Consider the following 20,026-nt stretch of genomic DNA (forward strand, 5'->3'; position numbering starts at 1 on the left):
TCGCGCACCAAAACGAATCACGAATACTTTCTCAGGGCGAACACTGCTCCCTATCTGTAGGCAATTTCCCACGCCATGCACTGTTGGCAAGCCCCTTGCTCTGCTTTGAAGCATCGTAATAGGCGGGAAGCCTCAACATGCTGGTCATCCATCGCAGAATCGAACCTCAAGCCGAATGGGCCGCCGAGCTGCATTTGAATTTCGAGGCGCGCAGCAAGAGTCGCCTGCGCTGCTACAGCGCCGAAGGCGAAGATGTCGGTTTGTTCCTTGAGCGCGGGCAGCCGCCCCTGCGTGATGGTGAATACCTACAGGCAGAGGACGGCCGCATTGTTCGCGTCTGCGCACGCCCGGAGCAACTGATGCACGTGACGTGCAGCAGCGCCTTCGAGTTGACCCGCGCCGCCTACCATCTGGGTAACCGCCACGTGGCGCTGCAAGTGGGTGACGGCTGGCTGCGCCTGCTTGATGACTACGTGCTCAAGGCCATGCTCGATCAACTGGGCGCCACCACGCAATCCATTGAAGCACCGTTCTCGCCCGAACATGGGGCGTATGGCGGTGGTCATCACCATTCCCGCGCGGGCGAAGAAGACTTCAACTATCCACCGCGCCTGCACCAGTTTGGCGTGCGCACGTGAACAGCGCCTGGGCGCTGCTGCGTCTGGCCAGTCCGCAATTGCCGATTGGCGGCTACAGCTATTCCCAAGGCCTGGAAATGGCGGTGGAGCAAGGGATCGTCAGTGACGCCCCCGACGCTCGCCGCTGGATCAGCGACCAGTTGCTGCTCAACCTTGCCCGCTTTGAAGCGCCGCTGCTGTTGGCACATTGCACCGCTGCCGCCGAGAGCGACTGGGGCCAACTGCTGCAATTGAGTCACGAACATCGCGCCAGCCGGGAAACCCGGGAGCTGCATCAGGAAAGTCGGCAAATGGGCTATTCCTTGCAGCAATTGCTGAACGGCTTGCCCGAACTGGACCCCTGCGCACGAAATTTTCTGGCACAAACAGACGAGCCGCACCTGGCCCTGGGTTGGGCGCTGGCCGCCCGCGCCTGGCGGATCACCCCGCAAGATGCCTTGGCCGCCTGGCTCTGGAGCTGGCTGGAAAACCAGCTGGCCGTACTGATGAAGACGCTGCCATTGGGTCAGCAGGCGGCCCAGCGCCTGACCAGCGAGCTGCTGCCATTGCTGCAACAGGCGCAGCAACACGCCAGTCAGGTTGATTTACAGCACATCGGCAGCGCGCCGTTTGGCGTGGCGCTGGCCAGCATGGCCCATGAACGGCAATACAGCCGACTGTTTCGGTCCTGATTTTTTTACCTGACAGAGCTCACGCAATAGAGCCCAACGGAGAACTCAATGAACAGCCAACCTCTGCGCGTCGGCATCGGTGGCCCGGTCGGGTCCGGCAAGACGGCACTGACTCTGGCGTTGTGCCTGGCCTTGCGCGAGCGCTACAACCTGGCCGTGGTCACCAACGATATTTACACCCGCGAAGACGCTGATTTTCTGGTGCGCAATGAAGCCCTGGCACCCGAGCGGATCATTGGTGTGGAGACCGGCGGCTGCCCGCACACGGCCATCCGCGAAGATGCCTCGATCAACCTGGAAGCGGTGGACCAGTTGAACCGCCGCTTTCCCGGTCTGGACCTAATTATTGTCGAGTCCGGTGGTGACAACCTTTCGGCGACATTCAGCCCGGAGCTGTCGGACCTGACCCTCTACGTGATCGATGTTTCGGCGGGCGACAAGCTGCCGCGCAAAGGCGGCCCCGGCATCTGCAAGTCCGATCTGCTGGTGATCAACAAGATCGACCTGGCCCCGCTGGTAGGCGCATCGCTGGAAATGATGGATCGCGACACCAAAAAGATGCGCGGCGACAAGCCGTTCGTATTCAGCAATCAGAAAACCGGCCAGGGTCTGGAAGAGATCATCGCCTTTATCGAACGCCAGGGTCTGCTGACCGAAGCCGCCTGAATCCACCTCATCAAGGAAGCCTGTCAATGAATTACACAAAAGCCTTCGGTGCGCTCGCCCTGTTGCTGGCACCGGCCATCGCCTTCGCTCACCCTGGACACGGCGAAAATGGCCTGATGGCAGGGATCAGTCACCCCATCGGCGGTCTGGATCACCTGCTGGCGATGGTCGCAGTGGGCTTGTGGGCCGCGCAGCAAAAAGGGGCCGCCCGCTGGGCACTGCCGTGCACCTTCGTCGGCACCCTGCTGATTGGCGGTTTGCTGGGCTTTGAAGGCCTCAGCCTGCCCGCACTGGAAAGCGGGATTGCCGCATCGGTATTCGCCCTTGGCCTGGCCGTAGCGTTGGCCGTGCGCCCGCCATTGTTCATGGCCGCTGCCGCCACTGCGTTGTTCGCGCTGTTCCACGGCGTCGCTCACGGTCTTGAGCTGCCAGAGATGTCCAGCCCTTGGGCCTATGCGGCCGGCTTCGTCGTCGCCACGGCCGCGCTGCACGCGGTCGGTTATGCCGTGGTGCGCTTCCTGCCGACGGCCGCTGCGCCCCTGGTGCGCATCGCCGGGGCAGCCTCTGCGGCTGCGGGGGTTTGGCTGTTGGCGGCCTGACCTGACCTGTAGGAGCGCTCGGAGGTTACGACGGCCGCGATGGCGGTGTGTCAGGCAGACCGCTATCGCTGCCGCGCGTCGCTTGTGAGCGCCTGCACGCATGCTGGCCGACCTCCGTAGGAGCGCTCGGAGGTTACGACGGCCGCGATGGCGATGTGTCAGGCAGACCGCCATCGCTGCCTCGCGTTGCGCGTGAGCGCCTACACGCATGCTGGCCGACCTCCGTAGGAGCGCTCGGAGGTTACGACGGCCGCGATGGCGGTGTGTCAGGCAGACCGCCATCGCTGCCTCGCGTTGCGCGTGAGCGCCTACACTCGATAGTGCTCGCGGTCTGCCTGCGAGTACGCGCCTATATTCCGCCTCCCCTGCCATACCGCTCCCTGCTACCATGTCGCGCAATTCGCCCTTGCCGTGACGCCCGCCGATGCCCGATGTTTTCAGCTCCGCCGCCACTTCCGACTCGAACGCTGTGTTCGCCACCCTTGAGGAACATTTCCTGCGGGTGATCGTGCCGCTCTGGCTAGGGCCGGGCTGGAATGCTGATCTGGCGTTACCCTACGAAGCCGTGGATGCCAGTCATCGTCCGTTGCCCCCCCAGCGTTATCGGGCCATGGCCTGTGCCCGGCAGTTGTTTGTCTTTTCCAGCCTGATCGACCATCCATCGGTGCCTGACGCCGCGAGCCGCGCTGCGGCGTTGTTTCGTTCGCTGCAAAGCCACTTTCACGATGCCGAACACGGCGGCTGGTTCTACAGCATTGATGCGCAAGGCGCGCCGCTGGATCGCCGCAAGGACCTCTACACGCACGCGTTCATTATTTTTGCCTGCGCCCACTATTGGGCCAAAGTCCGCGAGCCGCTGGTGGAGTCGGTTTTCAATGCCGCGCTCACGGTCGTGGCTGAGCGCTTCGCGGACGGTACGGGCCTGTACGAAGCGATGCTCGACGAAGACTGGTCCTCGCTAAACACCGGGGCGCTGCAAAACCCGCTCATGCACTTGGCCGAGGCCTTTCTGGCGACCCTCGCGGTACGGGAAGACGCTGCCACGGTTGGCGCCCTGGACGACCTGGTCCGCGGCATGCAGGAGCACTTCGTGGATATTGCTCACGGTGTGATGCTGGAGAAACCGCTGGGCGCTGTGGATAACTGGTACGAACCCGGCCATCAGTTCGAATGGTTTTTCCTGCTGGATTCGTCTGCACGCCTGCAGGGCAGCCCATTGCATGCCTCGCTGACGCAAGCGTTCGGGCATGCCGAAGTCCACGGCGTCGATCCGCAGACCGGTGCGGTGGTGGCGATGCTGGAAGTGGATGGCACGGTCCGCGATGGCACACAGCGCATCTGGGCCCAGGCCGAATACCTGCGGGCACTGGCGCTACGGCCAAACAGCGACGCGGCATTGGGCCGTCAGTTGAATGCGCTCAAAACGCGTTTTCTGCACGTCACGGGCTGGAACGAATGCCTGGACAGCGCCGGCAACGTCAGCCGTGACGACATGCCGTCGACCACCCCTTACCATCTGGCGACCTGCTATATCGGGCTGGCGGCGTATTTCCGCGGTTGATGTCACCCAACAGGAACGGCCTTGGCGGCGAACGTGTTCTCCCGGCCAAAGCCCATCCTGCGGTGATCGCGGCGTAGCCCCTCAGCCGCGATTACGATCAATCGCAAACCCGGCCCAGGTCTGGCTTACGGGCATCAGTTCCAGACTGTTGATGTTCACGTGCGCCGGAGTGTTCATGATCCAGAAGATCGTCTCGGCAATGTCCTGAGGCTGAATCGGCTCGGCGCCCGCATACGTGGCGTCGTATTTGCTCTGATCCCCACCGAAACGCACCAGCGAGAACTCGCTTTCGCACAGGCCCGGTTCCAGGTTGGTCACGCGTACGCCCGTGCCGATCAGGTCGTTGCGCAGGTTCAGCGAGAACTGGCCCACAAAGGCTTTGGTGCCGCCATACACATTGCCGCCGGGATACGGATAGTTGCCCGCCACAGACCCCAGGTTGACGATGCTCGCCCCGCGACCATGGGCGATCAGGCGCGGCAGCAGCAAGCGCGTGCTGTAGACCAGGCCCTTGATGTTGGTGTCGATCATGGTGTCCCAATCATCCAGATCGCACTTGGGCGCGGGATCAATGCCCAACGCCAGACCGGCGTTGTTGATCAGGCCGGTGATCGTGGCGAATTCGGCAGGCAGGCCCTCGATAGCGGCCTCCATGGCAGCGCGATCACGCACGTCCAGCACCAGCGTGTGGACGTTGGTCTGCTCCGATAATTCGGCGCTCAGGGCGTTGAGGCGCTCTTCGCGGCGACCGGTCAGCACCAGCGACCATCCGGCCTCAGCGAAACGGCGGGCGCAGGCTTCGCCAAATCCGGACGTAGCGCCGGTAATGAATACAGTGGACGTCATTTCGTTCTCCTGAAGTGGCACGAGGCAGTGCTGCCCCTGGAAGCAATAAACCGAACAAGGCCAGCAGAATGCCCGCCCAGCCAGGTTTCGGGCAAGTCTGTGGATAAAACATTCATCACTCTGTACAAAAAACAACCAACATTGCCCGCGCCAGTCGTTACATGGGCTGCACGCAGTTTTACCCACCTTATCCACAGCCACACCCACAATCTCTGGGGGCAACTGCAAAACGGTAAAAGCGTGGGAATTCGCGGCCTGCAGGCCCGTCCTTGAAGTTTTTCCCTTGACGCGGGACATGGCATCTGTAAACGCGATGAAACAGGTTTGGACTCGAAAATTACCCGACCACTCTGCAAGCCAGACCAACCGGCCATTTGCCGAGTCTTTCCAACGCTTGCCCACAGACTTATCCACAGCTTGAGGCCCCTTGAGACCTGTATGAAAAAACAGTCTTTAAATCGTTGACAAAACCTTGCAAAGCGACCTGAAAATCCACTGATCAAAAATCAACCAACCAGCTGCAGCCCTTGTAATCAAAGGCCTTCAGCCAGCTACTCCCACGTTATTCACAGGCACCTCCACAGTAAACCTGAACAAGTCAAAACCGTGACAAAACAACTATTTGCAGCGGCTTTATGTCGCGGTTTGGGGGGTTATCGAAAATGTTTTCCACAATTGGCGAAACCCACAATCAGCCTCCTGAATCCGTTGGAGCGAGGCTTGCCCGCGAAGGCGTCAATTCAGACGATAAAATCGGGTCGACTGGAATAACGATTCGCGGGCAAGCCTCGCTCCAACGAATCGCATTTCAGTCCAATGGCTATGTGTCAGCGTCGGTTCTTTGCGCATAAAAAAAGAGGCCGAAGCCTCTTTCGTTCACCGCAGTTTCAGCACATCAATGCCCACCCAGATAAGCATTCCTCACCTCTTCATTGACCAGCAGTTCCTTGCCGGTGCCGGTCAGGCGGATTTCGCCGTTGACCATGACGTAGGCCCGGTCAGAAAGCTTCAGCGCGTGGTTGGCGTTCTGCTCGACAAGGAAAATCGTCATGCCGGTGGCTGCCAGCTCGCGCAGGGTCGAGAAGATCTGTTTGACGATGATGGGTGCCAGCCCCAGGCTCGGTTCGTCGAGCAATAGCAGCTTGGGCCGGCTCATCAGGGCGCGAGCGATGGCGAGCATTTGCTGCTCGCCGCCGGACATGGTCATGGCGCGCTGGTTACGGCGCTCCTTGAGGCGCGGAAACAGCTCGAACATGCGCTGCATGTCTTCAGCCGAGTGTTTGTCGCCAATGGGGATGGTGCCCATCATCAGGTTTTCTTCTACGGACATGTCGGGAAATACCCGCCGCCCTTCCGGGGACTGCGCAATGCCATGAGACGCGATGTAGTGGGACGACTTCTGGGTGATGTCGGTGCCCTGATAGATGATTTGGCCGCTTGCCGCACGCGGCTGACCGAAAATCGACATCAGCAGCGTGGACTTGCCCGCGCCGTTGGAGCCGATCAGGCTCACGGTTTCGCCTTCATTGATGTGCAGCGAGACTTTTTTCAGGGCCTGGATCGGCCCGTAGAACACATCGATCTCTTTCAATTCGAGGATCGGCTTACTCATACCAACTCCTCTTCATCAGCGCCCAGGTACGCGGCGATCACTTTCGGATCGTTACGGATCTGTTCGGGCCCACCGGCGGCAATCACGTTGCCGTGGTCGAGCACCACAATGTCGTCGGAAATTCCCATGACCATGCCCATGTCGTGTTCGATCAGTACGACGGTCATGTCGTGTTCGTCGCGCAACAGGCGAATCATGCCGCTCAACGCTTCGGTTTCCTGGGGGTTCAGGCCCGCCGCCGGTTCGTCGAGGCAGATCACCTGGGGCCGCGTGCACATGGCCCGGGCGATTTCCAGGCGGCGCTGTTGGCCGTAGGAGAGCTCTCCCGCCAGACGGTTGGCGCAGTCCACCAGATCCACCACTTCCAGCCAGTAGAACGCGGTGTTGATCGCGTCCTCTTCGGCCTTGCGGTAGCCCTTGGTGTTGAGGATGCCCGCGATCATGCTGCGGTTGACCCACATGTGCTGGGCCACCAGCAGGTTTTCCAGCACGGACATTTCCTTGAACAGACGAATGTTCTGGAACGTACGCGCCAGCCCCGCCCGGTTGACCAGATGCGTGCCGCCGAACATCTTGTAGTACAGGCGGCTGAGAAAGCTTTTGGGCGAAACGAAGTCCGTCGCCTTGAATGGCTCGCCCAGCAGCTTGATCACGTTGGTGGTGGCGCCGCGTGTGTGCAGTTCGATACGCCCGCCAGTGGCCTTGTAGAAGCCGGTGAGGCAGTTGAACACCGTGGTCTTGCCTGCGCCATTCGGTCCGATCAGGGCGAAGATCGAGTTTTTACGGACGTTGATGCTGACGTCGCTGAGCGCCTTGATGCCGCCGAAGTGCATCATCAGGTGTTCGACGGAGAGAATGATTTCGCTGCTCATGGCGTAACTCCCTGTTTCGCAGCGGCAGTACCATCAACCAGCACCCCCTTGCGTGGGCGAACGCCGGTGCGGCTGATGCGGATCAGGCCACGTGGACGCCAGATCATCATCAACACCATCAGGATGCCGAACAGCAGGACGCGGTATTCAGCAAAGCCGCGCAGTAGCTCAGGAGCCACAGTCAACACAAAGGCTGCGATGACCACGCCCACCGTTGAGCCCATGCCACCTAATACTACGATGGCGAGGATCAACGCTGATTCGAAGAAGGTAAACGAGGTCGGGTTAATGAAGCCCTGATAACTGGCAAAAAACACACCCGCCAGCCCCGCGGTAGACGCGCCGATGGTGAAGGCAGACAGTTTGACCAATACGTGATTCAGCCCCATGGCTCGGCAAGCGATTTCATCTTCGCGCAGGGCTTCCCAGGCGCGACCGACCGGCATGCGAGTCAGGCGATGTTTGATATACAGCACCGCCAGCACGACAAGGAATAGCACCGCATAGATGAAGATGAATTTCAGGTTCGGGTTGTAATCGAAGCCGAAGAACTCGTGGATCGGGACACCGCCCTCTTTGGCACGACGACCGAACTCCAGGCCGAAAAACGTCGGCGATGGCACCGGTACGCCGTTGGGTCCACCGGTGAACGACAGCCAGTTGTTCAGCACCAGACGAATGATCTCGCCAAAGCCCAGCGTCACGATGGCCAGATAGTCACCGTGCATGCGCAACACCGGGAAGCCCAGTATGCAGCCGGCCAACGCGGCTGCAATCGCCGCCAAAGGCAGTGCCGACCAGAAGCCCAGGCCGAGGTATTGATAACCCAATGCCAGACCGTAAGCGCCAATCGCATAGAACGCCACGTAACCCAGATCGAGCAGACCCGCCAGACCAACCACGATGTTAAGGCCAAGGCCAAGCAGTACATAGATCAGACCGAGAATCACCACAGTCAGCACGTACTTGTCCGCAAACACCGGGAAGACGATGGCAATGACAACCATCGCCGGAATGATGTAGCGCAGACGCGACTTGTAGTCCGGTGCCAACACATGCACGCCGGAGCTTGAGCTTTCGAAACTCTGCGCGATGGTGACGCCTTTCGGGGTCTGCATGAACAGGCTCAACAGCAGACGGCCAACCATCACGACGCCGACCAGGACAGCCACTCGCGTTGGTTCCAGATTGAAGCCGTAACCGTCGAGCACCACGCCCACAATCGGGCCGAAGACGATGAGCGCCAACAGTCCGGCAATGACTGCGTCGATCAGGCTTTGTTTGATATCGATGGGTTTTGTAGGGGCAGACATAGTTATACCTTCGCCACGAGTGGGCGACCCAACAGGCCTTGAGGACGGAAAATCAGAATCACCACCAGCAGGCCGAAACTGAACACGTCTTTGTAGTCGGAATTGATCAGACCGGAGAACTGCGACTCGGCAACCCCCAGGATCAACCCGCCGAGCATCGCCCCCGGCAGCGAGCCAATGCCACCCAATACCGCAGCGGTAAACGCTTTGATCCCGATAATAAAGCCGGCATAGAAGTCAAACGTGCCGTAGTTCATGGTGATCAGTACACCGGCCAGCGCCGCCATGGCCGCACCGATGATAAACACGTAGGAAATGACCCGGTCGGTATTGATGCCGAGGATGGACGCCATCTTGCGATCCTGTTGGGTCGCGCGGCACATCCGGCCCAGCTTGGTGTACTGGATGATGTAGGTCAGTACGCCCATGCCGACGAAAGCGGCGATCAGGATGAAAATCTTCGTGTAGGTGATCTGTACAAAGCCTGTGCCAATTTCAAAGCGCCACGCGCCTTCGAGCAGCGTCGGCACGCCTTGCTGGCGGGGCCCCTGGGCGATTTGCGCATAGTTCTGCAGGATCAGGGAAATACCAATGGCACTGATCAGCGGTGCCAGCCGGGTCGAGTTGCGCAGCGGTTTATACGCCACACGCTCAATGACAAAGCCGTACACGCCCGTCACCACGATGGTGAACACCAGTGTGCCGAGAATAAGGAACGGGAAGGACTGAACCCCGAAGAAAGACAGGACAGCCAGGCCGATGGCGGCCAGGTAAGCGGAGATCATATAAACGTCGCCGTGGGCGAAGTTGATCATGCCAATGATGCCGTAGACCATCGTGTAACCGATGGCGATCAAGCCGTAAACCGACCCAAGGGTCAGACCGTTGACCATTTGCTGCAGGAAAATACCGTCCATCACGCACGCTCACGAATCTTGAAAGGCCATCCTGATGCGGCCCGAATACCCCCTCGTGAGGTGCACCGGGCCGACATCATGCGGCAACAGAAGAACTCAGGGCAGGCGAAGCGCTCGCCCCATTACGAAGACGAACCGATGTCCTTGAACACCAGTGCGGCTATGCGTCTATCTCACTTCTGCTTTTCGAGCTGATGGTATTTACCGTCTTTATCCCACTGATAAACCACGTAGTCGGAAACCTTCAAGTCGCCTTTGGCGTCCCAGGTTTTCTCGCCCATGACGGTTTTTACAGCGTGCGCTTTCAAGAACTTGGCTGCATCTTCACCCTTGTTTGACTTCGCCCCGTTGAAGCCAGCGGCCAAGGCCTGAACCGAAGCGTAGGCATACAGGGTGTATCCTTCAGGCTCGTAACCGGATTTGCGGAACTGATCAACTACGGCCTTGCTATCAGGCAGCATGCGCGGGTCGGCACCGAAGGTCATGTAGACGCCATCAACGTACTGCGCCCCACCCGCGGTGGTCACCAGTTCGTCGGTCACAATGCCGTCATCAGACATGAACTGGACATCTTTCAAGCCCTGCTCACGCATCTGACGAACCAGAGGACCGGCTTCCGGGTGCAGGCCGCCGAAGTAAACAACGTCCGCGCCCACAGAACGGATCTTGGTCACCAGGGCGCTGAAGTCTTTCTCACCACGGGTCAGGCCTTCTTCCAGCACTGGCTTGACGCCACGACTGGTCAACTGCTTGGCGGTAGCGTCAGCCAGGCCTTTGCCGTAAGTGTCCTTGTCATTGATGACTGCGACTTTCTTGCTCTTGAGCACATCGACGATGTAGTTGCCTGCAACGATGCCTTGCTGGTCATCACGACCGCACATGCGGAACATCGCGCTCAAGCCACGCTCGGTAACGGTCGGGTTGGTAGACCCAGGAGTAATCGCGATGATGCCCGCCTCGTCATACACTTCCGATGCGGGAATTGTCGAAGACGAACAGAAGTGACCGACAACACCCGCCACTTTGTCCGAAGCCGCCTTGTTGGCGACGGCAACGGCTTGTTTGGGTTCGCAAGCGTCGTCATACGCCGTCAACGCGATTTTCTCGCCGTTGACCCCGCCTGCAGCGTTGATGGCGTCCGCAGCCGCTTGAGCGCCTTTCATGTATTGCTCGCCAAACGACGCGTTGGCGCCGGTCATCGGGCCAGCAACGCCGATCTTGATATCAGCCTGAGCAAACGAAGACACGCCCAATGCAGTAGCGACTGCAATTGCCAGAAAGCCTTTCCTGTAAAACGTCTGCGACATGAGTGGTGCTCCTGAGGTTTTTTTTTGATTAGCACTGCAACTACGGAGATTGCTCTGAGCAAGTGGCGTGCCATTCGTTTTTTATTCTGTAAAAACTCGCGGATTTGTTGATGCAGGTTTGTTTAGAGCCTTCCCCGCAGGGCGTGCAACCGTCTGGAATGCAGGCAGTGCAACCCTACTTTAAAAAAGCGCAACCTGACCGGGCAACTATCGCAACCCACCCGGCAACCCACGTACAACCTTGCTGTAACAGCATGCGTCACCGAAGTGCACACCGCCGGTGCGCTTGCGCTACGAGACGCACCATTTGAGGTTAGTGGATATGGCGCAAAGCGCCTGATAAAGCTGCGGTTTTAGTCAGATCACCACCCGCAGACACTGGCCGGCGTGATAAAGGGAAAAGCCTGCTTCGTAGCACGCACTGCGCAAACCGGCGCCGGGCAGCGGCTTCATGGGCGCAAAAGGGATCGGCAGCACGCTGACATCGCCCGTGCACACGTAATCCGCGAAAGCCTTGCCCACTACCGTGCCCGTGGTATTCCCGCGACCGTTGTAACCCGTTACCGCGACCAGACCTGGGGCAGGTTCGAACAGGCGTAACAGGTGATCGGGCGTAAACGAGATGCAGCCGGTCCAGGTGAACTCCCACTCGACATTTTTCAGGTAGGGGTAATAGTGCTGTTGAACACGATCGGCCCAGGCTTTAAGAAACCAGCCCGGTTTCTGATTGCCATTGCCCAGGCTGCCCAACAACAAGCGACCGTCGGCATCGCGCCGAATGCTGCTCAATACCTGACGCGTGTCCCAGGAACCCTGGCCGAACGGCAGCACCTGCTGAGCGGCCTCATCATTCATGGGCGCTGACGCAACCTGATAGTAGTAACCGGGGAAGAACGTGCGGCGCAATTCAGTCCATTGGCCTTCGGTGTAAGCATTGGAGGCAATCACCACCTTCTCGGCCAGCACGGCTCCGTTTTCGGTGATCACACACCATTTATCACCCTGACGCTCAAGCCGCGTCACTGGTGAGTGATCAAACAACTGACCACCCAGACGCCCCACCGCACTCGCCAGCCCGCAGGTATACGCCATCGGATTGATCGTACCGGCGCGACGATCCAGCAGGGCGGCGGTGATCTTCGTCGTACCGGTCGCTTGCTCGCACGCCTTGCCGGTCAACAGTTCGACAGGGGCGTCGCGACGTTGCCACTGTTGCTCGCGACTGCGCAGGTCCGCGACACCCTTGGCGTTGTGGGCCATGTGCAGCGTCCCTTCGCGGCGCAATTGACAGTCGATCCCGTACTTGTCGATCAGGCTGAACACCAACGCTGGCGCAGCGCCGAGCATCCGGTTCAACTGGCTGCCAATGGCCCTGCCAAATCCGGCTTCGATTTCATCCGGCGGGATCCACAGGCCCGCATTGACCAGCCCCACATTGCGCCCCGAACCTCCATGCCCGGTGCGATGGGCTTCCAGCACGGCAACCCGCTTGCCTTGTTCGAGCACGTGAATCGCCGCCGACAAGCCGGTGATGCCTGCACCAATGACGCACACATCAACCGTCAATTCGGCCCGCAACGCCTGAGCGTCAGGGCGTTGAGGTGTCAGCGTTTCCCACAGACATTCTTCGCGTAGCGGCATCGCAACACCCCGGAAACTATGATTCAGACCTCGAAAATACGTCGCCCGATCCGACACCTTCGCGGGCAAGCCTCGCTCCAACGGATGGAAACTGTAGGAGCGAGGCTTGCCCGCGAATCAGTCGACGCGGTATGTCAGGCATATCGCATCACTTCAATCGAACGTAATCCCCTGCGCCAACGGCAGCTCCAGCGAGTAGTTCACGGTCGCGGTCTGGCGACGCATGTAAGCGCGCCACGAATCGGAACCGGACTCACGGCCGCCACCGGTTTCTTTCTCGCCACCGAACGCGCCGCCGATCTCTGCGCCGCTCGGGCCGATATTGACGTTGGCGATGCCGCAGTCGCTGCCCAGCGCCGACATGAACTGCTCGGCCTCACGCACATCAGTGGTGAAAATGCATGACGACAGGCCTTGCGGAACCGCGTTGTTCAGGCGCAGCGCCTCGTTGAAGTCTTCATAACCGACCACATACAGGATAGGCGCGAAGGTTTCGGTGCAAACCACATCGCTCTGCTCAGGCATTTCCACGATGGCGGGCGAAACGTAGTAAGCATTGGGGAATTTATCTGCCAGTTGACGCTTGCCGCCGAAGACCTTGCCGCCTTCGCTCAGCGCCTGTTCCAGCGCGTCCTGCATATTTTCGAAGCTGTGTTTGTCGATCAGCGGACCGATCAGGTTGCCTTCCAGCGGGTGGCCGATGCGGATTTTCTCGTAGGCGGTTTTCAGGCGCGAAACGATCTCGGCCTTCACCGATTCATGGGCAATCAGTCGACGCAGGCTGGTGCAGCGCTGCCCGGCGGTGCCGACGGCGCTGAACAGAATGGCGCGCACGGCCAGATCCAGATCAGCGCTCGGGCTGAGGATCATGGCGTTGTTGCCGCCCAGTTCCAGTATGCTGCGGGCGAAACGTGCCGCGACTTTCGGCGCGACTTCACGGCCCATGCGGGTGCTGCCCGTGGCACTGATCAACGCCACGCGAGGATCATCAACCAACGCTTCACCGGCATCACGGCCGCCAATAATCACCTGAGCCAGGTACTTCGGCGCATCGGCGAAGTCCTTGGCGACGTTGTCGAACAGCGCCTGACACGCCAGACCGGTCAACGGGGTTTTTTCCGAGGGTTTCCACAGCACCGAATTACCACACACCAGCGCCAGCGTGGTATTCCAGGCCCAGACCGCCACCGGGAAGTTGAACGCACTGATCACACCCACGACGCCCAGCGGATGCCAGGTTTCGCGCATGTGGTGGCCTGGACGCTCGGAGGCGATGGTCAAGCCATACAACTGGCGGGACAGCCCAACGGCGAAATCGCAGATGTCGATCATTTCCTGCACTTCGCCCAGACCTTCCTGAGTGATCTTGCCCGCTTCCCAGGACACCAGCTCGCCCAGATCAGCCTTGTGCTTACGCAGGGCCTCGCCGAACAAGCGGATCAGCTCGCCACGGCGCGGCGCCGGAACCTTGCGCCAGGCATCGAATGCCACGTCGGCACGGCTGACTTGCTGCTCGACTTCAGCAGCGCCTTCCCAGTGCACAGCGCCGATGCGGCTGCCGTCGATAGGGGTGTGAACAGGCTGATCGCCCTTCTGATACAGCGCGGGGTCGACACCGAGACGGGTTAGCAAGTCGGTAAGCATGTTCTCTCCTGATTTCGGGAATGCTGAAAGTGCGGTAAATCGTCAGCCTCTAGTAATAGCTGGGTAAACGCGCCTCAACAAACGACCATTAGGCGAGATATCATTCCGTTTATTCATGCTGCGCACCGGAACAGGCAAAAAGGCCCGAACATGCTGAACAAACGCCATCTACCGTCGATCACCGCCTTGCAATGCTTTGAAGCCGTCACCCGGCACCTGAGCTTTACCCGCGCCGCCGAGGAGATGAACCTGACCCAAAGCGCCGTGAGCAAGCAAGTGGCGCAGCTCGAAGAACTGGTGCAGCACTTGCTGTTTCGCCGGGTGCGTCGCCGCCTGCAACTCACTCCGGCTGGCGCGCTTTACCTGGGTGAAGTGCGCAAGATTCTCAGCCAGGTGGAAATGTCGACGCTGTTCCTGCGCTCCTATGGCGGTGAAACCGAGGTACTGCGGGTCTCGACGCCGCCCACCTTCGGCGCCCGCTGGCTGGTGCCGCGCCTCAAGGGCTGGCGGTTGCGGCATCCGCATATCCATCTGGACCTGGTCAACGAACAGGAAACCGACGATCTGGCGCAAAGCCGCTGCGACCTGGCGTTCTACTTCGGCCAGGGTTCGCGGCCCGGCGCGGAAAGCATGAAATTGTTCGGCGAGGAACTGATTCCGGTGTGCGCCCCGGGCTGCCTGCCGGAACAGCCCTTCACCGATCCAACCCAACTGACTGATCTGGTACTGCTGCAAAGCGCTTCGCGCCCCCAAGGCTGGCATGACTGGTTCGAAAGCCAGGGCTACCACACCGAACACAGCTACCACGGCCCGCGCTTTGAAACCTTTTACATGTGCATCCGCGCCGCACAGGTGGGCTGCGGCGTCGCGCTGCTGCCGCGCTTTCTGGTGGAAGAAGAACTGGCGGACGGCAAACTGGTCATCCCCTGGCAATATGCCCTGCCCAGCACCGATGCTTACTACATGGCCTACCCCGAACACGCCGCCGACGTGCCAAAGATTCGGGACTTTGTGAAGTGGATGGTGGAGCAGTCGGGGTGATAGCGAAGGGGTTGTTACAGGCGCGGAAAATCGGGTGAATGTACCAGAGCCTTCGCGGGCAAGCCTCGCTCCAACAGATAAAGCCAGCTAATTCATTCCCCCCTCTATCGCCGCCACTGGCATTATGTCCGCCACTGTCAAAACAACATTGATTCAGATTCGTTTAGGCCGCGTCTGGCGGCCGGTCCTGCTGGAGCGACCCCATGAGCGAGAGCGCATTCTCCAATCGCATCGTGCAAAACTTGCTCGACACCGATCTCTACAAGCTGTCCATGATGCAGGCCGTTCTGCATAACTACCCCAACGTCGATGTCGAGTGGGAGTTTCGCTGCCGCAATGGCGAGGATTTGCGGCCTTATCTGGGCGAGATCCAGCATCAGGTCGAGCGCCTGTGCGAGTTGTCACTGGGTGCCGAGGAGCTGGGTTTCCTGGAGCGCATCAACTTCATGAAACCGGACTTCCTGAGGTTTCTCGGCCTGTTCCGCTTCAATACCCGCTACATCAAATGCAGCATCGAAGACGATCAGTTGTGCATTCGACTGCAAGGGCCGTGGCTGCATGTGATTCTGTTTGAAGTGCCGATCCTGGCGATTGTCAGCGAAGTGCGAAACCGTCACCGCCACCCGCAGATTCTTCTCAGCCAGGCCACGGACCAGCTACATCGCAAGTTCGACTGGCTGACGGCCAATGCCCAGGCCGATGAGTTGGCCGAATTGAAAGTGGCCGACTTCGGCACACGCCGCCGCTTCTCATACCGCGTCCAGGAAGAAGTGGTCAGCGTGCTCAAGCGTGATTTCCCCGGCCAGTTCGTGGGCACCAGCAATGTCGAGCTGGCGCGCAGGATGGACCTCAAGCCGTTGGGTACCATGGCTCACGAATGGATCATGGCGCACCAGCAACTCGGCCCGCGACTGATCGACAGCCAGATTGCGGCCCTCGATTGCTGGGTTCACGAATACCGGGGCTTGCTGGGAATCGCCCTGACCGACTGCATCACCACCGACGCTTTTCTGGAGGACTTTGATCTGTACTTCGCCAAGTTGTTCGATGGCTTGCGCCATGACTCCGGCGACCCGGTAAAGTGGGCCGAAAAATGCATCACTCATTACCGAAACCTGGGCATCGACCCCATGACCAAGACGCTGGTGTTCTCCGATGGACTGACTTTACCCAAGGCGCTGGAAATATTTCGCGCTTTGCGCGGTCGCATCAATGTCAGCTTTGGCATTGGCACAAACCTGACCGCTGATATCCCGGGCGTCGAGCCCCTGAGCATTGTGCTTAAAATGACCGCCTGCGCAGGTCAGCCGGTCGCCAAGATTTCCGATGAGCCAGGCAAGACGCAGTGCAAGGACCCGAACTTCGTCGCTTACCTGCGACATGTGTTCAAAGTGCCCGCTTAGTCACGCTCCAATCACCGTTCTCCACCTATTCAGGAGTGAATCATGCAAGGCGTACAGCTCCAGATCGCTGAACAACTCAAGGTCCAACCCCCTTTCGCCGACGAAAACGCGCTTCAGGCAGAGGTCGCTCGGCGCATCGTCTTCATTCAGGATTGCCTGCAGAGTGCGGGGCTCAAGACCCTGGTGCTGGGCATCAGTGGCGGCGTGGACTCCCTCACGGCGGGTTTGCTCGCCCAACGCGCCGTCGCGGAGTTGCGCACCACCACGGGCGATGACAACTATCGGTTCATCGCGGTGCGTTTGCCGTATCAGGTGCAGCACGATGAGCACGAAGCCCAGGCGGCGCTTGATTTCATCAACCCGGATGAGCGGCATACCGTGAATATCGGGTCGGCCGTCAAGGCGCTGTCGGCAGAGATCAAAGCGTTTGAAGGCCAACATGCCAGCGCCGTGGACTTCGTGGTGGGAAACACCAAGGCCCGCATGCGCATGGTCGCGCAGTACACCATCGCCGGTGCCCATCAGGGGCTGGTGATCGGGACCGATCATGCCGCCGAGGCTGTCATGGGGTTCTTCACCAAGTTCGGTGACGGTGCCTGCGACCTGGCGCCGCTCAGTGGCCTGGTAAAAAATCAGGTTCGAGCCATTGCCCGTCACTTCGGCGCGCCGCAATCGCTGGTCGATAAAGTCCCGACGGCCGACCTGGAAGACCTGGTGCCCGGCAAACCGGATGAAGCGTCCCACGGCGTGACCTACGCCGAGATCGACGCCTTCCTGCATGGCGAGCCGGTGCGTGAGGAAGCGTTCAAGATCATCTGCGACACGTACAGGAAAACCCAGCACAAACGGGAACTGCCGTACGCACCTTGAGGCGATGACGGGAAGCAACGTCCTCCGACAGACAGGACCGGCCGGGGCCGCCGGTCCTGGGGAGAGCAGTGCGACAAGCTCCCCACAATAGAAAACGGAATGACCCCGTCGTTTTTTTTCGCTTGTCCGGCTTTGGCATTGGCGCTTTTATAGCGTCCTCACTTTCACCGCCAGAGCCGCCGCCCATGTCCTCGTTCGAAGGTCTCTTCTCTCTCGTCGCTGGTACCGTTGGCCAGCCTGCTGCCGACTGGCTTGAACGCCATGTTGAAGTCCCAGAAGGTTTGCACGCCTTTGCGTGGAGCGAAACAGCCCTGCATCGCGCCTGGCTGGCAGAAGCGTTGAACCTGTGCCTGCTGTACAAGCTGGCCGAAGCGGTGCCCGCCGGTCGTCAGTACGTGGATGAGCAGGTCGTGCAAGGTCGTAAAGTCGTGTTCGATCACGGCGCCATCCGCACGGTGGACTGGCCGGAGAACGGCGAACTGCCTCGGGGGCGTCAGGCATTCGCGCGCGTGCTGGAACCCCTGGGCTTCACCGATGTGCGCACCTATCCGCTGACCAGGCTGAACATGACCGGCTGGGCTTACCGCCAGCAAGACTTGCCGGAAGACATCGCACAATTCTTCGTGTCCGAGCTACACCCCGGTCGCTTCAGCGAACACTTTCAGAATGCCGTAACGCGCGTCGTCAGCTCCAGCCGCGATCCGCTGCAAGCCCAACACCTGAGCATCCTCAAGCGCCTGCGCCTGACACGGCATTGCAGCCTGCAGGAAGCCGCCGAATTGTTGCCCGCACTGTACCGGGCGTTCGACCGCCAGCACGGCGTGGTGCAGCAGGCCGACTATCAGCAACTGCTGAACGAAAGCGCGGAAATGGCCTGGATCGCCACCGAGGGCAACAGCTTCAATCACCTGACTGATCGAGTCGTGGATCTGGAGGCGGTGGTCGCCGAGCAGAACCGCATCGACAGGCCCATGAAAGCCACCATCGAAGTCTCGACGTCAGGGCGCGTCATGCAGACGGCTTATCGGGCCTGCACCGTTCAACGCAGCCTGATCGACCGTGAAGGCCGATTGCAGGCGCATCAGGTGCCGGGTTCGTTTGTGGAGTTCATTCAGCGCAAGATAGACCCCGAAACAGGCCGGATGGATTTGAATTTCGACAGCAGCAACGCTCAGGGCATTTTCAAGATGACCGAGTCCAAAGGCTGAGCGCAGACAGTCCGTAGGAGCGAGCGGGCGGCGTTCCGACTTGCCCGCGAAGGCGTAATTTCAGGCGAGAAATGTGTTGAACAGAAGTGCAATTCGCGGGCAAGCCTCGCTCCAACGACTCGCATTTCAATTCAATGAACGGCGCCCGCTCGCTCCAACGGACTATCATCAGCCAGGGTTCATCATCCGGCCGTCAGTTATCCGCCCGGAACACACCACACCCGCGTGTACACGCTGTTGGAGCGAGGCTTGCCCGCGAATCAGTCGATTCGGTGGACCAGACATACCGCGTCATCGTTCTTCGTGGGCCAGCCGCAGCAGCTCGCCATCCAGACGCAAAAAACCCGGCAAGTGCCGGGTTTTTCATAACGCAACGCCCTTACTTCAGCGTCACAGCACCTTTCATCATGCTGATGTGGCCTGGGAACGAGCAGAAGAACTGATACTTTTCAGCCGGATCGAGCTTGGACACGTCGAACGTTACCGAGTCTGTTTCACCCGCGCCGATCACTTTGGTGTGAGCAATCACGCGCGCGTCGCCTTCTTTCAGGTAGTTCTTGTCGATACCGGCAGCCAGACCGTCGGTGGCAATCGGCTGTGCGTCGGCTTCTTTGCTCAACACCCAGTTATGGCCCATGACGTTTTTCGGCAAGCTGCCGGAGTGCTTGAGCTCGACGGTGAATGTCTTGCAGGATTTGTCGATCTCGATGGCTTTGGTGTCGTAAGACATCTGATCGGTGGAGTCGACAGTGACCTTGCATTCAGCCGCCAACACATGACCACTTATCAGGGTCAACAACGATGCAGCAACAAGTTTGCGAATCATGGTGAATCTCCAAGGCAGGGTGTTCTGGTTATTTCTGTAAAGATTGCCCTATATAGCAAAGGGTTCAAATGATCTGGATCAAGGGCACTCATATCCATAGGCCACCTATCGGATCCATCGAAACAATCTAACAGTCACGGTAAGTGAAACGAGCGAGGATGGCGCATCGTTACTGATGCAGGAGCCCATCACCATGCTACTTTCGAGTCTGTTTCGTAGTGTCTTCGCCGCATACGCCTGTGGTGCCACGGGCAGTTGCACCGCTCACTCTCCCGCCGAGCACCTTTGAGCGCCGGAAAAAATAGCGGACGGGAGCCCGACCGGCAGCGATCTTTGGACCGCTGAGTGCACAACGCCGTGTGCCGGCTGCCGTTCTCAGGCAGAATGGCGG

General features: G+C 59.6%; 18 protein-coding genes. 9 read left to right on the forward strand and 9 right to left on the reverse strand.

What is annotated here, in order from left to right; all coding sequences use genetic code 11:
• The first annotated feature begins 137 nt into the window (after nt 1–137).
• The 5 genes from ureE to ACP7B0_RS18470 all read left to right on the forward strand — a co-directional run bounded on the left by ureE (nt 138) and on the right by ACP7B0_RS18470 (nt 4,135).
• Nucleotides 138–638, forward strand: coding sequence for an urease accessory protein UreE (ureE, locus tag ACP7B0_RS18450; protein ID WP_426142998.1), 501 nt, complete (start codon nt 138–140; stop codon nt 636–638).
• On the forward strand, nt 635–1,309 hold the full coding sequence (locus tag ACP7B0_RS18455; protein WP_426142999.1) for an urease accessory protein UreF: 675 nt from the start codon (nt 635–637) through the stop codon (nt 1,307–1,309). Before ureE ends, ACP7B0_RS18455 begins: the two co-directional genes overlap by 4 nt.
• Nucleotides 1,310–1,357: 48 nt before the next feature.
• Nucleotides 1,358–1,975, forward strand: coding sequence for an urease accessory protein UreG (gene ureG / locus ACP7B0_RS18460; protein ID WP_426143000.1), 618 nt, complete (start codon nt 1,358–1,360; stop codon nt 1,973–1,975).
• 26 nt (nt 1,976–2,001) lie between these two features.
• Nucleotides 2,002–2,574, forward strand: a complete 573-nt coding sequence (locus ACP7B0_RS18465; RefSeq protein ID WP_426143002.1) for a HupE/UreJ family protein — start codon at nt 2,002–2,004, stop codon at nt 2,572–2,574.
• 424 nt (nt 2,575–2,998) lie between these two features.
• The gene (locus tag ACP7B0_RS18470) at nt 2,999–4,135 is read left to right on the forward strand and encodes an AGE family epimerase/isomerase (protein ID WP_426143003.1); all 1,137 of its coding nucleotides are present in this window, start codon (nt 2,999–3,001) and stop codon (nt 4,133–4,135) included.
• Between the two features lie 81 nt (nt 4,136–4,216).
• Here the strand turns inward: ACP7B0_RS18470 and ACP7B0_RS18475 are convergent, their stop codons facing one another.
• The 8 genes from ACP7B0_RS18475 to ACP7B0_RS18510 all read right to left on the reverse strand — a co-directional run bounded on the left by ACP7B0_RS18475 (nt 4,217) and on the right by ACP7B0_RS18510 (nt 14,287).
• Complete coding sequence (locus ACP7B0_RS18475; RefSeq protein WP_426143004.1) at nt 4,217–4,981, reverse strand: SDR family oxidoreductase; 765 nt, start codon at nt 4,979–4,981, stop codon at nt 4,217–4,219.
• Nucleotides 4,982–5,876: 895 nt separating this feature from the next.
• Nucleotides 5,877–6,593, reverse strand: a complete 717-nt coding sequence (locus tag ACP7B0_RS18480; RefSeq protein ID WP_426143005.1) for an ABC transporter ATP-binding protein — start codon at nt 6,591–6,593, stop codon at nt 5,877–5,879.
• Entirely contained in the window at nt 6,590–7,465 is an 876-nt protein-coding gene (locus tag ACP7B0_RS18485; RefSeq protein ID WP_426143006.1) for an ABC transporter ATP-binding protein, read from the reverse strand. The genes ACP7B0_RS18480 and ACP7B0_RS18485 overlap by 4 nt, the downstream gene beginning before the upstream one ends.
• Nucleotides 7,462–8,778: a high-affinity branched-chain amino acid ABC transporter permease LivM gene (livM, locus tag ACP7B0_RS18490; RefSeq protein WP_426143008.1), complete on the reverse strand. Its 1,317-nt coding sequence runs from the start codon at nt 8,776–8,778 to the stop codon at nt 7,462–7,464. Before livM ends, ACP7B0_RS18485 begins: the two co-directional genes overlap by 4 nt.
• A gap of 2 nt (nt 8,779–8,780) precedes the next feature.
• Nucleotides 8,781–9,695, reverse strand: a complete 915-nt coding sequence (locus ACP7B0_RS18495) for an ABC transporter permease subunit (protein WP_426143010.1) — start codon at nt 9,693–9,695, stop codon at nt 8,781–8,783.
• A gap of 173 nt (nt 9,696–9,868) precedes the next feature.
• Complete coding sequence (locus tag ACP7B0_RS18500; RefSeq protein WP_426143011.1) at nt 9,869–11,002, reverse strand: ABC transporter substrate-binding protein; 1,134 nt, start codon at nt 11,000–11,002, stop codon at nt 9,869–9,871.
• A 357-nt stretch (nt 11,003–11,359) separates the two neighbouring features.
• On the reverse strand, nt 11,360–12,643 hold the full coding sequence (locus ACP7B0_RS18505) for an NAD(P)/FAD-dependent oxidoreductase (protein WP_426143013.1): 1,284 nt from the start codon (nt 12,641–12,643) through the stop codon (nt 11,360–11,362).
• Between the two features lie 153 nt (nt 12,644–12,796).
• Entirely contained in the window at nt 12,797–14,287 is a 1,491-nt protein-coding gene (locus ACP7B0_RS18510) for an aldehyde dehydrogenase family protein (protein ID WP_426143014.1), read from the reverse strand.
• A gap of 150 nt (nt 14,288–14,437) precedes the next feature.
• Between ACP7B0_RS18510 and ACP7B0_RS18515 the strand changes: the two genes are divergently transcribed.
• The 4 genes from ACP7B0_RS18515 (at nt 14,438) to ACP7B0_RS18530 (ending at nt 18,809) form a co-directional block, all read left to right on the forward strand.
• Entirely contained in the window at nt 14,438–15,328 is an 891-nt protein-coding gene (locus tag ACP7B0_RS18515) for a LysR family transcriptional regulator (RefSeq protein WP_426143015.1), read from the forward strand.
• Nucleotides 15,329–15,531: 203 nt separating this feature from the next.
• Entirely contained in the window at nt 15,532–16,731 is a 1,200-nt protein-coding gene (gene pncB, locus ACP7B0_RS18520) for a nicotinate phosphoribosyltransferase (RefSeq protein WP_426143017.1), read from the forward strand.
• A gap of 42 nt (nt 16,732–16,773) precedes the next feature.
• Entirely contained in the window at nt 16,774–17,601 is an 828-nt protein-coding gene (gene nadE / locus ACP7B0_RS18525) for an ammonia-dependent NAD(+) synthetase (protein ID WP_426143018.1), read from the forward strand.
• A gap of 185 nt (nt 17,602–17,786) precedes the next feature.
• Nucleotides 17,787–18,809 carry a DUF1338 domain-containing protein gene (locus tag ACP7B0_RS18530; RefSeq protein ID WP_426143020.1) on the forward strand — a complete coding sequence of 341 codons (1,023 nt, stop codon included), beginning with the start codon at nt 17,787–17,789 and terminating at the stop codon, nt 18,807–18,809.
• 379 nt (nt 18,810–19,188) lie between these two features.
• Here the strand turns inward: ACP7B0_RS18530 and azu are convergent, their stop codons facing one another.
• On the reverse strand, nt 19,189–19,635 hold the full coding sequence (azu, locus tag ACP7B0_RS18535) for an azurin (RefSeq protein WP_426143021.1): 447 nt from the start codon (nt 19,633–19,635) through the stop codon (nt 19,189–19,191).
• Between the last annotated feature and the right edge of the window lie 391 nt (nt 19,636–20,026).

It is taken from the genome of Pseudomonas sp. DWP3-1-2, assembly GCF_049896285.1.
Classification (GTDB): domain Bacteria; phylum Pseudomonadota; class Gammaproteobacteria; order Pseudomonadales; family Pseudomonadaceae; genus Aquipseudomonas.

Bases quoted from the DNA above. Each gene is read 5' to 3' on its own strand.
- ureE (WP_426142998.1), top strand. From the start codon at position 138: ATGCTGGTCATCCATCGCAGAATCGAACCTCAAGCCGAATGGGCCGCC.
- ureG (WP_426143000.1), top strand. From the start codon at position 1,358: ATGAACAGCCAACCTCTGCGCGTCGGCATCGGTGGCCCGGTCGGGTCC.
- ACP7B0_RS18465 (WP_426143002.1), top strand. From the start codon at position 2,002: ATGAATTACACAAAAGCCTTCGGTGCGCTCGCCCTGTTGCTGGCACCG.
- ACP7B0_RS18470 (WP_426143003.1), top strand. From the start codon at position 2,999: ATGCCCGATGTTTTCAGCTCCGCCGCCACTTCCGACTCGAACGCTGTG.
- ACP7B0_RS18475 (WP_426143004.1), bottom strand. From the start codon at position 4,981: ATGACGTCCACTGTATTCATTACCGGCGCTACGTCCGGATTTGGCGAA.
- ACP7B0_RS18480 (WP_426143005.1), bottom strand. From the start codon at position 6,593: ATGAGTAAGCCGATCCTCGAATTGAAAGAGATCGATGTGTTCTACGGG.
- ACP7B0_RS18485 (WP_426143006.1), bottom strand. From the start codon at position 7,465: ATGAGCAGCGAAATCATTCTCTCCGTCGAACACCTGATGATGCACTTC.
- livM (WP_426143008.1), bottom strand. From the start codon at position 8,778: ATGTCTGCCCCTACAAAACCCATCGATATCAAACAAAGCCTGATCGAC.
- ACP7B0_RS18495 (WP_426143010.1), bottom strand. From the start codon at position 9,695: ATGGACGGTATTTTCCTGCAGCAAATGGTCAACGGTCTGACCCTTGGG.
- ACP7B0_RS18500 (WP_426143011.1), bottom strand. From the start codon at position 11,002: ATGTCGCAGACGTTTTACAGGAAAGGCTTTCTGGCAATTGCAGTCGCT.
- ACP7B0_RS18505 (WP_426143013.1), bottom strand. From the start codon at position 12,643: ATGCCGCTACGCGAAGAATGTCTGTGGGAAACGCTGACACCTCAACGC.
- ACP7B0_RS18510 (WP_426143014.1), bottom strand. From the start codon at position 14,287: ATGCTTACCGACTTGCTAACCCGTCTCGGTGTCGACCCCGCGCTGTAT.
- ACP7B0_RS18515 (WP_426143015.1), top strand. From the start codon at position 14,438: ATGCTGAACAAACGCCATCTACCGTCGATCACCGCCTTGCAATGCTTT.
- pncB (WP_426143017.1), top strand. From the start codon at position 15,532: ATGAGCGAGAGCGCATTCTCCAATCGCATCGTGCAAAACTTGCTCGAC.
- nadE (WP_426143018.1), top strand. From the start codon at position 16,774: ATGCAAGGCGTACAGCTCCAGATCGCTGAACAACTCAAGGTCCAACCC.
- ACP7B0_RS18530 (WP_426143020.1), top strand. From the start codon at position 17,787: ATGTCCTCGTTCGAAGGTCTCTTCTCTCTCGTCGCTGGTACCGTTGGC.
- azu (WP_426143021.1), bottom strand. From the start codon at position 19,635: ATGATTCGCAAACTTGTTGCTGCATCGTTGTTGACCCTGATAAGTGGT.